Origin of the sequence: Alcanivorax sp. REN37 (assembly GCF_041102775.1) — a bacterium.
Classification (GTDB): domain Bacteria; phylum Pseudomonadota; class Gammaproteobacteria; order Pseudomonadales; family Alcanivoracaceae; genus Isoalcanivorax; species Isoalcanivorax beigongshangi.
In genome coordinates this window covers 2279293-2294657 of the sequence record NZ_JBGCUO010000001.1, presented here as the reverse complement: position 1 = coordinate 2294657, position 15365 = coordinate 2279293, and the positions used below count along the sequence as shown (strand labels likewise).

General features: G+C 62.9%; 13 protein-coding genes. 4 read left to right on the top strand and 9 right to left on the bottom strand.

The genetic code is table 11. The annotated features are described in order from the left end of the window. Window positions 1-67: 67 nt before the first annotated feature. From AB5I84_RS10395 to AB5I84_RS10365, 7 genes are all read right to left on the bottom strand, one after another. Window positions 68-1273: an acyl-CoA dehydrogenase family protein gene (locus AB5I84_RS10395; RefSeq protein ID WP_369455790.1), complete on the bottom strand. Its 1206-nt coding sequence runs from the start codon at window positions 1271-1273 to the stop codon at window positions 68-70. Between the two features lie 21 nt (window positions 1274-1294). Further along, window positions 1295-2599 carry an acyl-CoA dehydrogenase family protein gene (locus AB5I84_RS10390; RefSeq protein ID WP_369455789.1) on the bottom strand — a complete coding sequence of 435 codons (1305 nt, stop codon included), beginning with the start codon at window positions 2597-2599 and terminating at the stop codon, window positions 1295-1297. 218 nt (window positions 2600-2817) lie between these two features. Beyond that, a complete protein-coding gene (locus tag AB5I84_RS10385) occupies window positions 2818-4386 on the bottom strand; it encodes an Ig-like domain-containing domain (protein WP_369455788.1) in 1569 nt (522 codons plus the stop codon). Between the two features lie 51 nt (window positions 4387-4437). Continuing rightward, window positions 4438-5526 (bottom strand): OmpA family protein, encoded by a 1089-nt coding sequence (locus AB5I84_RS10380; protein ID WP_369455787.1) that lies wholly within the window; start codon window positions 5524-5526, stop codon window positions 4438-4440. A gap of 617 nt (window positions 5527-6143) precedes the next feature. Then, window positions 6144-7301, bottom strand: coding sequence for an OmpA family protein (locus tag AB5I84_RS10375; protein WP_369455786.1), 1158 nt, complete (start codon window positions 7299-7301; stop codon window positions 6144-6146). 179 nt (window positions 7302-7480) lie between these two features. Continuing rightward, window positions 7481-8242: a GGDEF domain-containing protein gene (locus AB5I84_RS10370; RefSeq protein WP_369455785.1), complete on the bottom strand. Its 762-nt coding sequence runs from the start codon at window positions 8240-8242 to the stop codon at window positions 7481-7483. 77 nt (window positions 8243-8319) lie between these two features. Then, complete coding sequence (locus tag AB5I84_RS10365; protein ID WP_369455784.1) at window positions 8320-8781, bottom strand: YaiI/YqxD family protein; 462 nt, start codon at window positions 8779-8781, stop codon at window positions 8320-8322. Between the two features lie 320 nt (window positions 8782-9101). Here AB5I84_RS10365 and AB5I84_RS10360 point away from each other — a divergent pair, with 320 nt between their 5' ends. The 4 genes from AB5I84_RS10360 to AB5I84_RS10345 all read left to right on the top strand — a co-directional run bounded on the left by AB5I84_RS10360 (window position 9102) and on the right by AB5I84_RS10345 (window position 13455). Further along, on the top strand, window positions 9102-10910 hold the full coding sequence (locus AB5I84_RS10360; RefSeq protein ID WP_369455783.1) for a DEAD/DEAH box helicase: 1809 nt from the start codon (window positions 9102-9104) through the stop codon (window positions 10908-10910). Window positions 10911-11339: 429 nt separating this feature from the next. Further along, window positions 11340-12206 (top strand): DMT family transporter, encoded by an 867-nt coding sequence (locus AB5I84_RS10355; RefSeq protein ID WP_369455782.1) that lies wholly within the window; start codon window positions 11340-11342, stop codon window positions 12204-12206. 40 nt (window positions 12207-12246) lie between these two features. After that, on the top strand, window positions 12247-12648 hold the full coding sequence (locus AB5I84_RS10350; RefSeq protein ID WP_369455781.1) for a hypothetical protein: 402 nt from the start codon (window positions 12247-12249) through the stop codon (window positions 12646-12648). A 168-nt stretch (window positions 12649-12816) separates the two neighbouring features. Continuing rightward, a complete protein-coding gene (locus tag AB5I84_RS10345) occupies window positions 12817-13455 on the top strand; it encodes a CatB-related O-acetyltransferase (protein ID WP_369455780.1) in 639 nt (212 codons plus the stop codon). 41 nt (window positions 13456-13496) lie between these two features. Here AB5I84_RS10345 and AB5I84_RS10340 read toward each other — a convergent pair whose 3' ends face one another. Together AB5I84_RS10340 and AB5I84_RS10335 are read right to left on the bottom strand one after the other, a co-directional pair. After that, window positions 13497-13829 (bottom strand): hypothetical protein, encoded by a 333-nt coding sequence (locus tag AB5I84_RS10340; protein WP_369455779.1) that lies wholly within the window; start codon window positions 13827-13829, stop codon window positions 13497-13499. Window positions 13830-14591: 762 nt separating this feature from the next. Continuing rightward, window positions 14592-15359, bottom strand: coding sequence for a hypothetical protein (locus AB5I84_RS10335; protein WP_369455778.1), 768 nt, complete (start codon window positions 15357-15359; stop codon window positions 14592-14594). Between the last annotated feature and the right edge of the window lie 6 nt (window positions 15360-15365).

The following is a 15365-nucleotide window of genomic DNA, read 5'->3' as shown; positions in this document are numbered from 1 at the left end:
ATGACGGATTCTTTGCAGGGCTGCTGTAAAAACCCCTGCCGCGATGGCAGGGGTTGATGATGCAAGGTTACTTCAATTCTGACGAGGACAGCCCCAACAGGCGGCGGGCGATGATCAACTGCTGGATTTGTTGGGTGCCTTCGAAGATGTCGAGAATCTTCGAATCGCGCGCCCATTTCTCCAGCAAGTCGTCCTCGGTGTAGCCGAGGCTGCCGGCCAGTTCCACACAGCGCAGCGTGATGGCATTGCCGACTCGACCGGCTTTGGCCTTGGAAATCGACGCTTCCAGCGAGTTGGAGCGCTTGTTGTCTGCCATCCAGGCGGCGCGGATGGTGAGCCAGTAAGCGGCTTCCCATTCGGCTTCCATGCGATACAGCTCGGCTTCCACCGCGCTGGCGTTGTCCACCGGCTGACCGTAGTCGAGGTTGACGTGGTCGGCGAGCAGCTCGCGAATGCGCTCCAAGGAGGCGCGCGCGCAGCCGAGCGCCATCGACGCCACCAGCGGACGGGTGTTGTCGAACGTCTCCATCACCCCGCCAAAGCCTTTCTTGACGTCGATGTCCGGGTTGCCGAGCAGGTTTTCGGCCGGTACGCGGCAGTCGGTGAAGTTGATGGCGGCGGTATCGGAGGCACGGATGCCGAGCTTTTTCTCCAGTCGCACCAGCTCCATGCCCGGGGTGCCCCACTCGACCACAAACGACTTGATGGCAGCGCGGCCCACACTCAGGTCGAGGCTGGCCCACACCACCACACAGTCAGCGCGCTCGCCGGAGGTGACGAAGATCTTCTCGCCGTTGAGCACATAGTGGTCGCCGTCTTTGCGCGCGGTGGTACGGATCGCGGCGGAGTCGGAACCGGTGCCCGGCTCGGTGATCGCCATCGCCGCCCACTTGCCTTCAAAGCGTTTCAGCTGCTCGTCGTTGGCCACTGCCGCGATGGCAGCGTTGCCGAGGCCTTGGCGTGGCATCGCCAGCAGAAAACCGGTATCGCCGTAGCACAGTTCCATGGCGCCGAGGCAGGTGCTCATGTTGGAACCGTTCTTGACGCCGCCGTCGTCGCGGATGTGGCCTTTGCCGGTTTTGGTGGCGCCGGCGGAGGACTCCGGGTCACCTTCGTTGAAGCCGTCCAGTACCGACGCCAGCATGTCCAACTCTTTTGGCGCCTGGTGCTCGGCGCGGTCGTACTTGCGTGAAATTGGCCGGAACACACTCAACGCCACTTGGTGGGCATTGTTGATGATCGGTTTGATTTTTTTCGGAATCTCGATGTTCATGATGGGCGTCCTTATTCCGGATTACAGGTGCAGGCCGCCGAAGGCGACGCCCACGGCTCTCAGGTCGCGGTACCAGCGCTCCACCGGGTATTCCTTGGTGAAGCCGTGACCGCCCAGCAGTTGCACTCCGTCGGTGCCGATCTGCATCGCCTTGTCTTTGACCAGCGTGCGCGCCAGATGCGCTTCGCGCTGGAACGGTTTGCCCTGCTCGGCGCGGCAGACGGCGCGCCAGGTCAGCATGCGCATGGCATCCAGCTCGATGGCCATGTTGGCCACCGTGAACGCCACCGCTTGGCGATGGCTGATCGGCTCGCCGAACGCCTCGCGCTCGTTGACGTAGGGAATCACGTAATCGAGCACTGCTTGGGCTGTGCCGATCGCCAGTGCACACCAGGCCAAGGTGCCGAGATCCACCAGCGCGCGGTAATCGAAGTCGTCATCGCCGAGACGCTGGGCATCACTGACGCGCACATCGTTCAGCTGCAACGGCCGCTGGCCGCTGGCGCGGATGCCCATGGCCGGGTCTTCGCCGGCGGTCAGGCCAGCGGTGCCGCCTTCAATAATGAACACTGCCGGGCCGTCGTCGGTGGCCGCGGCGACCAAGAACAGCTCCGCTTCGGCAGCCAGCGGTACCAAGGATTTCACCCCGTTCAGCACCCACTCGTTGCCGTCCCGCACTGCTGTGGTTTCCAGCTGCATGGGGTCAAACAGCGGCCGCGGCTCGGTGATCGCCAGCGTGGCCAGCGGTGGCTGCTCGGAGGCAAATGCCGGCAGGTAGCGCGATTGTTGGTCGGCGTTGCCCCACTGAGTCAGCGCGTTGGCCACGCCCATCGGCGCCAGGATCGCAATCGCTTGGCCCATGTCGCCCCAAGCCAAGTCTTCCGCCACCAGCATGGTGGTGACCGGCGAGCGCTCGCTGGCAGCACCGCCGAATGCTTCCGGCACTGCGAAGAAGTTCAGGCCCAGCTCTTGCGCGGCGGCCAGTGTGGCCGGGTCGGTGGCCTGGGCGTGGTCAGCGGCTTCGGCGGCCGGGCGCAGCGCGTCCTCAGCGAAGGCTTTCACCGAGTCGCGGATCATCTGCTGTTCGTCGGTGATGTTCAGGTCGAACAGATCAGTGGTGAGCCCCGGTGCATTGAGGCGCTGGCGATCCCCGCTGCCGCTGCGCTTGAAGGTGCGCGCGCTGGTGGTCAGTACCTGGAAGCCGGTGCGGGTCAGGTTGTAGGCCAGGCGCTCGGCAAATTTGCGCAGTCCAAGCCGGTCCAGCACATCGGAACTGGCCAAGCGGTTGAGCAGGGTCAGGGCATGACCCACAGCATCTTTGGCCATTGCGGCCTCCTTGTCATGATCGGTGAAGAAGCAAAACGGTCTTCGATTATGAGCACCGACCGGCGCGTCACAATGACTGGTTGGCCTGTCGGTGCAGGCCGGACGGCAATGGGCGCTGGCGCGTGGGGAGGGCGTGTTTTCAGCCAATGCAGACCGGCGTGCAGGCAAAAAAAAGCCCCGCCGGAACGGCGGGGCTCTGGATCAGCAACGCGATGCGATCATTTGCACAGGATGCGGATCGGGCACAGCAGTTTGTCGAGCAGGTTCACCAGCGGGTCGAGCGCATCGGCCAGCGGACCGTCCAGATTCAGCAGATTGCCGTTGACCAGGTCGAGCAGGTTGATGTTCACCAAGCCGCCGACGCTGAGATCGAGCAAGCTGCCCTGCAACAGTTTCAGTTGCACCAATTCTTCGGTGCTCAGGTTCAGGTCACCCAGCAGTGGGATCGGCTCCAACGCCTTGTCCAGCTCGCCGAGGATGGTATTGACGGCGTCTTCCAATGGCCCCGGCAGGATGCCTGCCCAGCCCGGCTCCAGCAGGTTCAGGTCCAGCTTCAACAGACCGTCATCCCCCATCAGCAGCGCATCGGCCAGCAGCTTCAGCGCTTCTTGCGGGTCATTGCCCATCGACAGCACGTTGGCCAGTTGTTGCAGGGCGCCTGGATTGAGGCCCAGATCCAGACTCAACGCACAGCCTTCGGGACCCATTACCGTGGGGTCGCAGGCAGCGATCAGCACGTTGTTGCCGGCCAGCAGGTTGCCCGGATCGGTGAAGTCGGTGGGCAGCGGCAGCTTGATGATCACCAGGTTGTCGACGCCGTCCAAATCCGTGCCGCCGAGGGTCAGGATTTGGTTAAGGATGTCGGCTATCGGGCCGTTGAGCAGGTCACTGACGCCCGGAATTTTGCTGATCAGGCCATCGTTGAGGGTCATCACCACACCGCCGGTATGGAACTCGGACGGGTTGGTATGGACGGCCGGGTCCAGATCCATCAAGCGGTTTCCGGCCAGATCTTTGATCTGCAGCGGCTGCAACACGATTTCATAGTGGTGTTGGATCGCAAACGGTTGGGCCGGGGTAAAGGAAACCATGTTCTCGTTCACCACATACTGGCCGTCCAGTGCCACGCTGGCCCCTTTCAGACGCACCGCCACCGAACTGCTATTGATGCTGCTCGGCAGTACCGGCTCATCGAATTCCAGCGCGATTTTGGCGTCCTGCTTGATCAAGGTGCTGCCGTGGGCCGGCACCATATTCACCAGTTGCGGACGGGTGGTGTCACCGGTGCCGCTGGCGGAGGTGGTGAAGGTGGTGTCCTGCACCGAGCCGCTGTCTAGGTACTTTTGGGTGCTGGCGTTCTTGCACACTTCGGTGGCGATGTCGCTGCCGATATGCACGCTGTAAAGGGTGGACGGCTTGAACGCGCTGTTTGGTGTCAGCGTGACGTTGGTGCCGCGTACATCGACGATGGCCGGCAGCGCGTTACCGCCTTGGCTGATGTAGAGGTTGCTGGCGGTCACACTGTCTTCATCCACCGCGTGGGAGAAGCGCACGTTGACCGAGGTGTTGACCGGCACGTTGGTGGCGCCGTCGGCCGGGGCGATGCCGTCGGCTTCCACCGTGAACAGCTGTGACGCATCACGGCAGAACGCTTCGGTGGGGTTGTTGGGGCTGGGGATGTCGACCCGTTTGGTGCCGGAACCGCCGCCGTTGCCGCAGGCCACCAGCAGGGTGGACGCCAACAGCAGGCTGGACGCGCGCAAAAGCATGGGTGCTGTTTTGTTCATGATGTCTCTCCTGCCCGCCGCGTGGATGCGCGGCGGGATGCAACATGGTGGTTAACGACGACGGATTTCTTCACGGCTGGCCTGGATCGCTGCTTCAACGCGGCGGTTGCGCGAGCGACCTTCGGCGGTGCTGTTGTCTGCGATTGGCTGGGATTTGCCCATGCCGCTGGTGCGCACGCGCTCTGGACCAATGCCGAAGTGGCTGACCAGCACCCGCATCACCGCATCGGCACGGCTGTGGGACAGGGTCTGGTTGTAGCGCGCGCTGCCGGTGGAGTCAGTGTGGCCTTCGAGCAGCACTTCAGAGCCGGGGTACTCGGTCAGCACCTTGGCGACGCGTTCGATTTCCGGGTAGAAGTCGGTTTTTACCGTGGTGCTGTCGTGGTCGAATTCCACGTACAGAGTGATGTTGACCGACTCTTTCAGGATCTGCGGGCAACCCACTTCATCCACCAGCGCACCGGCCGGGGTATTGGGGCACTGGTCGAGGTGATCCGGCACGCCGTCACCGTCGCTGTCGACCCAGACCGGGGTGTCAACCACCGGCGCCGGCTCTTCTTTCACCACTTGGCGGCGGTATTGCTTGCCGAACAGCCAGTCGATGCCGAGGTAGGGTTGGGCGTCGATGAAGCCGTCATCGGTTTCCACCAGACCGCGTACACCGGCGTCAAGCATGAAGTGGCTGCCGAGCAGGCGCTGCAGGCCTAGCTCGCCGACCACCATGTGCTCTTCTTTCTTCTTCATGTGGTCCGGCTTCATTTCGTGGTAGCCGTAGCCCAGGCCGGCGTACGGCTGGAAGCCGGTAAAACTCCACTCTGGCGCGTGCACGCGGCCGGTGAGGGTGGCCAGCTTGGTGTCTACGTCCAAATCCACCTGACGTGCTTCGGTGGTGGCTTGACCGTATTGCAGCTGCATAGAGAAGCGCGGGTTGAAGCGGTAACCGACCTGTGCGGCCGGCTCCCAGTAGTTGTGGATGTCGCCGATGTGGTCGCGGCCCTTCTCGATGTCGTAGTAGGAGCCCTGAATCCCCACGTAGCCGAATGATTCCGGCCACTCGGATTCCGCCTGGGCGCCCATAGCCAGCCCCAGTGCGGCCACTGCCAGCAGGCGGCGGGCATGGAAGTAAGGTGTCTTGTTCATCTGATGTCCCTCGAAAGCATCCCGTGAAAAATCCCAGCACCGGCGCACCGGTGACTAATGGGCGCTATTGTCCCGAGCAGACGGGGTCAGCAGGGCGAGGGTTTGCTTCAGCGGGCTGGTTTAAGACTTTGTGGTACGCCAGTTTTGTTAATAAAGTTGTTTTTATTCAATGACTTGCTGGTCTAAGTCCGGGCCTGGGTGAATGGCAGTGGCGATCGCTGTGTAGTGATTTGTAGCGCAGCAGTGGCGGCGGCGCCGAAAAAACGGTGGTCGGCTACAAGGCAGTTACAGGGAAAGGGGGCTTTTTGTGGCAAGGCGCACGTTCTGGGACGGCATGGCGGCTGGAGCGTGTTTCCGATTGTAAGAACATGAAAGCAAAAGCAATTGGGCGCCTTGTAAGTCTAGGCTTACAGAATTAATCAGTTATTTCCTACGTTTGGTTGAGACTTCGGCCATCTCTTTTGCGGACATCTCAGGCGTCTTTGGCTGAAATCGTGCACGCCGACGACGGTGACACAGCCAGATGACGTTGTCGTGACCGCATTAATGCAGGCACAAAAAACGCCGTGGTCCTGCGACCACGGCGTTCAATGTCACCTTGCGGTGAGGTTCGGGAATCAGTTGTTCTCGAACAGTGCTTCACGCTTGGTGGCTTTGATCACCACTTCTACGCGACGGTTCTGCGCACGGCCTTCCGCGGTTTTGTTGTCCGCGATCGGCTGGCTCGGGCCACGGCCGCTGGTGGTGATGCGGCTCGGGTCCACGTTGAAGCTGCTTACCAGGGTGTTCTTCACGGACTCAGCGCGACGCTCAGACAGGGTCTGGTTGTACGCAACACGGCCGGTGGAGTCAGTGTGGCCTTCCAGGGTGACCTGGGCGTTCGGGTACTTCTTCATCCAGTCGGCCAGCGTGTTCAGCTCACCGATGAACTCCTGGCGGATTTCAGCCTTGTCCAGCTCGAATTCCACGTACAGGGTTTCGCGGATGTCCTGTTCCAGGTACTGCTGGCAGCCATGCTCGTCAACCAGGGCGCCGGCCGGGGTATCCGGGCAGCGGTCCAGGTAGTCCGGCACGCCGTCACCGTCGGAGTCCAGCGGGCAGCCTTTCTCGTCCACCGCCACGCCAGCCGGGGTGTTCGGGCACTGGTCCAGTTCGTTCGGCACGCCGTCGTTATCGTCGTCCAGCACCGCCGGCTCAACCGGGGCAACCGGCTTGCTGGTGGCGCCGAATACGATGTTCAGGCCGGCGTAGATTTCGCCTTCGATGCGGTCGTTCCACTCGGTCCACACCGGGCGTGCGCCCACGTCGAGGATGAAGTGGCGAGCGATGCGGGCTTGGGCACCGAACTCGAAACCGGCAACGGTTTCGGTGTCGTCTTTGGCGCTACGGCCGTGGTCGAAGCGCAGCTGACCAGCAGCGATACCGGCGTACGGTTCAAAGCCCAGTACTGAGGTGTCGTTGAAGTGGTAGCGCACGGAGCCCAGCAGGTTGCTGATGTAGCTCTTGTCACCGGTTTGGCGGGTGTGGGCTTGGTTGCGTTCCCACCAAGCTTGGAATGACCAGTTGGGGTGGAAGCGCAGGCCGGCCTGCAGACCCGGCAGGGTCACTTCGTCGTAACCGTTCGGGCCCATTTCGTTCTTTTCGAACCAGTATTGGCTGACGTGGCCACCCAGATAGCCGTAGCGGTCAGGAATGTCATGGGCAGACGCGGTGCTGGCCAGCGTCAGGCTGGCGATACCGGCGAGTGCCAGCGGCAGTACGGCATTCTTTTTCATAGATACATCGTCCCGATGAATGACTGGAAAAATCCGCGCCATTCTTGCCAGCCCGACCTGCTCCGGCAATTGCACCGGCGACGAGTCAATGAAAATTAACAATTGGCGGCATGAACGGTTTGAAATAACACGGGTCGTGGAAATTTTGTGAGAAAAATCACAAGTTTCCCAATGCTGTTTCAGTTTGCGGCGGTGACTTTACGTGCGTTGTAGAGGCCGTAGTCGGCATCGTTGAGCAATTGTTGGGCAGTACGCGGCTGATTGCCAGTAGCGCCGACACCGGCGCACAGACACAGCAGCAGACTACGGCCATCCTGCGTCACTTGTTGGCGGGCTAGATGCTCGCCAAGGGTGGCGCTAATGCGTTCGGCATCGCGCTGGGCAGTGTGCGGTAACACCAACAAAAATTGGGTGGCTTCAAAACGGCCGAACAAATCACTTTCGCGAATCAGTCCGCGTACTTCGCGAGCAATCAATTGCAGTGCCGCGTCGGCCGCCAGGCGACCGAGTTGGTCGGCCAATTCGCGGCTGTTGCGCAGCTCCAGCAGCACCACTGAAACCGGATAACGGTGACGCGCACTGAGCGCCAACTCACGCTCCAGCATGCGCAGCATGTAGGGGCGGTTGAACAAGCCAGTGAGGTGGTCGTGGCGTGCCTGCAACAGCAGTTGCTGGCGTTCGTCCATCAGCGCGGCGTTGCGGCGCAGTAGCGGGAAGGCGATGCAGGGAGTCAGCAGCAGCGGCATCAGCGTTGCCATGGTGAGCGCAAACAGCCAGTTGCGTTCGCCGGTGGCCAGCACTGCGATGCCGGTGCCCAGCAGCGACACGGCAATGATGGCCAGCGTCAGCAGCAGGGTATTGCGCAGCGCCCGCAGCAGCGTGCCGCGCGAGCAGGGCGGTGCGCTGTCGGTCCCGGTCGTAGACCGTTGGCCGTGATGCATGGAATGTCCCCCAGGACGCCGTACGTTGCCGCACTGTTGTTGGTGTTGGAGCAGCCTAGAAAGTCTCAGGCGTGGAATCAACCGTTGTGCTGAGGCACCTGTGCCAGCCAGCGGTCGAGCGCATTGGCGAACTGCTGTTTGTCGCGCTCGCCGAGCGGCGGCGGGCCGCCGTGGTGGAGTCCGGCACCGCGCATCTCTTCCATGAAATTGCGCATCGTCAGGCGTTGGCCGATGCTGTCGACGGTGTACAGCTCGCCGCGCGGATTCAGCGCGATGCCGCGGGCCTCGATCACCCGCGCCGCCAGCGGAATGTCGGCAGTAATCACCAAATCGCCCGGTTGGCACTGTTCAGCGATATAGTGGTCGGCTTCGTCGAAGCCGCCCGGCACCTGGATGGCGCGGATCAGTTTGTCCGGCGGCACCCGCAGCGGCTGGTTGGCGACCAGCACCAGCGGCAACTGGCGCCGCCGCGAGGCGCGGTAAAGGATCTCGCGGACCACGCCGGGACAGGCGTCGGCGTCCACCCAGATTGTTGTCATGCGTCGGTTCCCCGCGGGCAATGTTCGGCAGCGGCGGGCATTCTGCCACATTGCAGCGCTGGTGGCGTGTGGCGGCAGTTTTCGCTATACTCCGCCGCGCTTTGATGCAGCGGGACCGCAGCCGTGGTCCGAATTCACATGCTGCCCGGGGAATCAGTCCCCGCGTCCCGTCTTCAGCCCACTTCCCCTATCTCTTGATGGATACGGCTCGGGCTTCTCTGCGGGAAGCCTCGTTACCGGTGAGTGAAACGCCAGCCCGCGCTGGTGATCCGGTCCAGTGATTCCGTCACGGCGGCTGCCGTGGCATTGCAAGGTGAAACATGTCCGATACCAATTCGATCGAGCAGCCTGGCTTCGATGGCCTGGGGCTGTCCGCTGATGTGCTGCGCGCGGTTGCTGAGCTGGGCTACCAGACTCCGTCCGCGATCCAGCAGCAGATCATCCCGCACATTCTCGCCAGCCGTGACGTAATCGGCCAGGCGCAGACTGGAACCGGCAAGACCGCAGCGTTTGCGCTGCCGTTGATCTCCCGGTTCGCTGATGCACCGGCACACAACGTGCAGGTGCTGGTGATGGCGCCCACCCGCGAGCTGGCGCTGCAAGTAACTGAATCATTCGAAACCTACTCCCGCTTCACGCCGCAGCTGAAAGTGATCGCGCTGTGCGGCGGTATGGACTACCGCCCGCAGACCCGCGCGCTGAAAGACGGCGTGCAAGTTGTGGTCGGCACCCCCGGCCGCATCGTTGACCACCTCAAGCGTGGCACCCTCAGCCTGGCGGCGCTGCAGTGCATCGTGCTCGACGAAGCCGATGAAATGTTGCGCATGGGCTTCATCGACGACGTTGAGTGGGTACTGGAGCAGGCCCGCGAAGGCTGCCAAGTGGCGCTGCTGTCGGCCACCATGCCGCCGCCGATCCGCCGCTTGGCCCAGCGTTTCCTGAGCGAGCCGGAAGAAGTCACTGTGGCGGCTAAGACCGCGACCGTGGCGGCGATCCGTCAGCGCTACCTGTTCGTTAATCACCGCGACAAGCTGGACGCGCTGGTGCGGGTACTGGAAACCGAAACCTTCGATGGCGTGATCCTGTTTGCGCGCACCAAGGAAAGCACCGTCGAACTGGCGGACTTCCTGCAGCAGGCCGGCTTCCGAGCCACCGCCCTCAACGGCGACATGGCGCAGCCGCACCGCGAGCAGGTGGTGGAGCAGCTGAAAGCCGGTCGCGTCGACATCCTGGTGGCCACCGACGTGGTAGCGCGGGGTCTGGACGTGCCGCGCATCACCATGGTGCTCAACTACGACATTCCGTTCGATGGCGAAACCTATGTGCACCGGATTGGCCGTACTGGCCGCGCCGGCCGCGAGGGCGATGCGATCCTGTTCGTGACGCCGCGCGAGAAACGCATGCTGTTCAACATCGAACGCCTGACGCGCCAGAAAGTGGAAGAAATGCCGCTGCCCACCGCCGCGCAAATCAACGCGGTGCGCAAGGCGCGCTTCAAGGCGCGCATTGGTGACACGCTGGCACAGGGTGGTCTCGACAGCTTTGCCACGCTGGTGAACGAGTTCATCGCCGAGCACGAGGCCGATCCGGCTGCGGTGGCCGCTGCGCTGGCGAAACTGCTGCAAGGCGACCAATCGTTGGAAGTGGAAGACCGTCCGTTCGTGCCGGCTCGGGCGCGAGAAGACCGCGACAGCCGTGGCCGCGATGGCGAGCGTAACAGCCGCCGTCGCGACGACGACCGGGGCGAGCGTGCGGCCCGTCCGCGCAAGGCGCCCACCGCGCCCGACGCTGGCATGACCCGCTACCGCATCGAAGTCGGTCGCAACCACGGTGCTAAACCGGCCAACATCGTCGGCGCCATCGCCAACGAAGCGAACCTGAACAGCAACCGCATCGGTCGCATCGACATCTTCCCGCACTTCAGCACCGTTGATCTGCCGGAAGGTATGACCGAATCCTCCCTGCGCCATCTGCGCCAGGTGTGGGTAGCTGGTCAGCAGCTGAACATCTCGGTGGATAACGGCCAAGGTGGCGCGGGTAACCATGCCGCAGCGCCGAAGTCGCGTCCGATGAAGCAACAACGCACCGCGAACCGGGATAACCCGCCGCGTCGCCGCGCTGCATCCTGAGTCACACCGGCGCCGGGGTTCACCCCGGTGCCAGGACCGACTGCGCCGTCCGTTTTTAAGGCGGCGCAGCCGGGCCGGATGCTGCAATGATCCACTGTCGCTACGGGTGCGCCGCACCCGAGGCGGTCGCCGTGACCGCTGACATCTTATGTTTGCCCCCGCTGTAGCTAGATCAATTCCTCCATCATCGTCTCCTTCGCGCATCCTTCTGCTTGCCTAGCTGCCTAGCTGCTTGTCCGCTTAGCTTGCTGCGGCGTTGGCGGGGCGCTTGCGCCCCCTGCGTGGCACCTGCCGCAGTGCGGCTGACTCATTGCTGCGCACGTCGCCCTCGCGTCGGTGTGGGGGTGGCTGTTAAGCTGCCCGCCCATCGCTTGTCCGTGGCCGGTCCGGCTGCCCGCGATGCTGTTACTGCCACAAGGTTGTTCCCGCATGTCTGCTGTTCCTCCTGCTTGGGTGGCGTCGACCACCATGTCGAGTTTTGTACTGCTGTGGGGCAGTGCGGCGTTATTCATTCGCTGGGGCCTGGATTACGCCTCGCCATTGGCGCTGCTGATGCTGCGATTTTCGCTGGCGCTGGTGTTGCTGGTGCTGATCGGCCTGCCGCGCCGGCAGTGGTGGCCGGCGGCCGGCACCCGCTGGCAAGTGGCGTGGGCCGGGCTGGTGATGATCGGTGGCTACGCGCTCTGCTACGCGCTGGCGCTGGACAACGGCATCACGCCGGGGCTGCTGGCGACGCTGCTCGGAGTGCAGCCAATCCTGACGCTGCTGCTGACCGAACGGCAATTCCCGGCGCGGCGTCTGCTGGGGCTGTGTATCTCCCTCGGCGGGCTGGCGTTGGTGGTGCTCGAGAGCCTGCTGCTGACCGGGTTATCGGTGATGGGGCTGGTGTATGCGCTGCTGGCGCTGGTGGGTATCACTGCTGGCTCGCTGATGCAGAAGAATATCCAGCAGCCGCCGATACAGGTGTTGCCGCTACAGTACTTGGTCACCCTGTTGCTGTGCGTGTTGTTCATTCCGGCAATGCCGCTGACGGTGGATTGGCAGCCGCTGTTCGCTGCGCCGCTGCTGTGGCTGGTGGTGGTGATCTCGGTGGTGGCCCAACTGCTGCTGTACCGCATGATCCGCAGCGGCAATCTGGTCAATGTCACCGCCTTGTTCTATCTGGTGCCGGTCGTCACCGTGCTGCTGGACTACCTGGTGTTCGGCAATACCTTGCCGGCGCTGGCACTGGTGGGCATGGGCGCGATCCTCGGCGGTCTGGTGTTGGTATTCCGGGCACCGCCGGCGGCGGCCTGAGGGACTTCCCCGTGGCAGCGGCTCGCGTACTATGGCGCCCATGACCGACACACCGCCCCTGCGCCAGCCCTGTCCGCCAGGCCTGTGCGATTGCCAGCAACAGGCCCTGCGCAATGCGCCGGGGGCGGATCAGCGTGTGCTGCGGCTCACGGAACGGGAAGAAAAAATCCTGGTGCAACGGCTGGAGCAGCTGCGCGATCTGGATGACCTGTACTACATGCTGGGGCGCTTGGAGCAGCAACTCGGCATCCGGCTGCAGATCGAAGCGCCCGCCGGTGAAGTGCGCACCGTGCGTGGCTTGGTATTCGAATTCGCCCCGCAGCAAGGGCTGTGCCGCAAGACACGCAAAGCGCTGCCGGCGGCGCTGCGGCGGGCGCTGGCGGCACAGCCGCACATCCTGTATGCACTGCTGGACAGCCACGGCCTATTTGGCAACCGTTGAGCGGACGCGGTGCGGTATCCCGCTGCGCCGAGGAACTGAGATGAACAGCCCACGATTGAAACAGGCCCGTGTGGCCCGCCCCTGATGTGCTTTGGAATGTGGCACATCACCTGGGCGCAGCAGCATTCCAGGTGACTCAACGACATCACAACCAGTGAGTCCCTGATCATGGAAAAGCATTGGTCGAAGGTGGAATACCTTCATCAAACCGTTACCAACCGCAATATTTTCATCCGCGGACAACACAGTTATTACAGCGATTGCTGGGACGCCGGCTTCGAGCGTTCGGTAGTGCGTTATCTACACGGCGACGCTGGCAGCCTTGACTGGGAACCACCGTGGCAGGTGGATCGACTGCATATCGGCGACTACGTTTGCATCGGCGCCGAAGCGGTCATTTTGATGGGCGGCAACCACACCCATCGCATGGACTGGTTCAGCTTGTACCCATTTATGGAACACATCGAAGCGGCTTACCAAGGGCGCGGCGATACCCATATCGAGGACGGCGCCTGGATCGGCATGCGTGCCATGCTGATGCCCGGGGTCACGATCGGCGAAGGCGCGGTGGTGGCGGCGCAGAGCGTGGTGACTCAAGACGTGGCGCCGTACACCATTGTCGGTGGCAGTCCGGCGCGGCGTATCGGGCAGCGCTTCCCGGACCAGGTGATCGAACGGTTGCTGGCGCTCGGTATGTACCGCTGGCCGGCGGCGCAGTTTGAAGCGCTGCGGCCGGTATTGTGCCAAACCGATCTGGCGGTGCTGGAGCAGGCGCTGGCGGACTATCAGCGCAACGTTTCGGCGTAACAAGATGGACCCCGGCCTAGGCCGGGGTCTTGTTTTGGGTGTCATGCGGCGGGTGCCCAGCGGTGCGCTAGGAGCCCATTGGCTAAAGTGCTGGCCAGCCGCCCAAACCGACATACACTGCTGACGATCTTTCCGATCTTTCCGATCTTTCCGATCTTTCCGATCTTTCCGATCTTTCCGATCTTTCCGATCTTTCCGATCTTTCCGATCTTTCCGATCTTTCCGATCTTTCCGATCTTTCCGATCTTTCCGATCTTTCCGATCTTTCCGATCTTTCCGATCTTTCCGATCTTTCCGATCTTTCCGATGTTTGCGGCCGGAAGTCGCGGCGGGTAATCGAAGCACCATCGGTGCTGAAGAACGTATACGGTCATGGCCTCAATGGATGCGGGGTGCTGCCTAGTGTCGCGTGGTGCGCCAGCACAGCTGTCGGTGACTGCCGCTGGGGCACCTGCTGCATCGACACCGTGGTCTGCGCGCTGCAACGCCGCGGGCCGCAAGGTGCTGCGCAGTGGAGCCTCGGTTCGGTCACCCAGTGCTGCACCCGCAATGGGGCGTCGGCATCCAATTCCGCGTGCGCGAAATCGGGCATCAGCAGTTCGCTGCACTAGGGCAGCATCGCGTGAGACTACTTTGTGGGTCTTGCCTGATGGTTGTGGCGGTCAATTGGCGCTGACCAGCTGATCGTGATACCGCAGCAACAACACATTTTCGTCTGCGGCCAAGGTGCAGTCACTGGAATCTCCTTGATCTGTGGCCCGTGCCTAGTTGTCTAAACGGGCTGCCAGACGCTTGTCCAATGGGGCTGCCAGACGCCTTGGCCGGCAGCCGTCCAACACGGAACCCACCATGAGTTGGCGCCCAGTGGCGTGCAGCAACGCCAGCAGGTGGGATCAATAGCGGTTTTCTGGTGCGCCATACCAGGCACGTCATGCAGCGCGCGGGCGCCGGCAAAAGCCATGAATAGCAGAGCAGAGAGGCAGCACAGAAATCGAGGTCTGGATGCCGTCCCCACTGGTGGCAGCGGCGGGACTGGCGCCTGCCGATTGCGGCCCTCTGCCGAGGTAGGATGCCGATTGCAATAGCGCATATGAAAACGCCCCGCAGGGCGGGGCGTTCTCGGTACCGCAACGCGCTTATTCAGTGCAGAACGGCGCCGCTTCCTCGGCTTGGCTGATGCGCAGCCAATCGAGGCTGCCGCTGAAGCCCGGCGCATCGTTGGCCTGCCAGGCGCCACCCACCATCAGGCGAGTAGCGCTACGGCTGATCAGCGGCGCGCCGCTGAGCGGCACGAACTGCTCCACCGGCTCGCAGTTGAGCGACACCGACACCCGCTCCGGCGTCGCCACCAGATGCAGGTCCTGCCAGCCGTCGCCGTCCAGTGGCACCAACACTCGACGGCCTTGGGCGGCAAAATGCAGCACTAGGACGTCGTCGCGCTGTTGCACGCTGAAGGCGTTGCCGAGCGTCGGGCTGCCCAGCGTCAGCGCGGTTTCCAGCGTGTCAGCACTGGAGCGGCTGCGCAGGTGCAGGGTGAAGGTTTCGCCGAGTACGGTGTGGCTGAACACGGCATCTTCGCCGGTGATCAGGCGGGTGTTGCCGTCCAGCGTCAGCGTGCTGCCTAACTGGCCGGCCTCGCCGGCCGCCGGCAATGCCGGCAGCTCGGTGAGTTGGGCGTCGGTGGCCAGCAGCGGGTTGCCGTAGGCAGAGCGGTCATGCACACAGCTGGCGCAGTGTTGCTCGGCGTCCATCAGCCAGAAGCCCTGCACCGCGCCGGTGATCGCCAGTTCGGGCACCTCCACCGGGTTTTCCACGATCTGGTCGACGTAGCGGGTTTTCTCATCATCGCAGCCGGCCAGCAGCGCGGTGGCGAGCAGGGCGGCGGCAGTCAGTTTGTGGCTCATGTGATT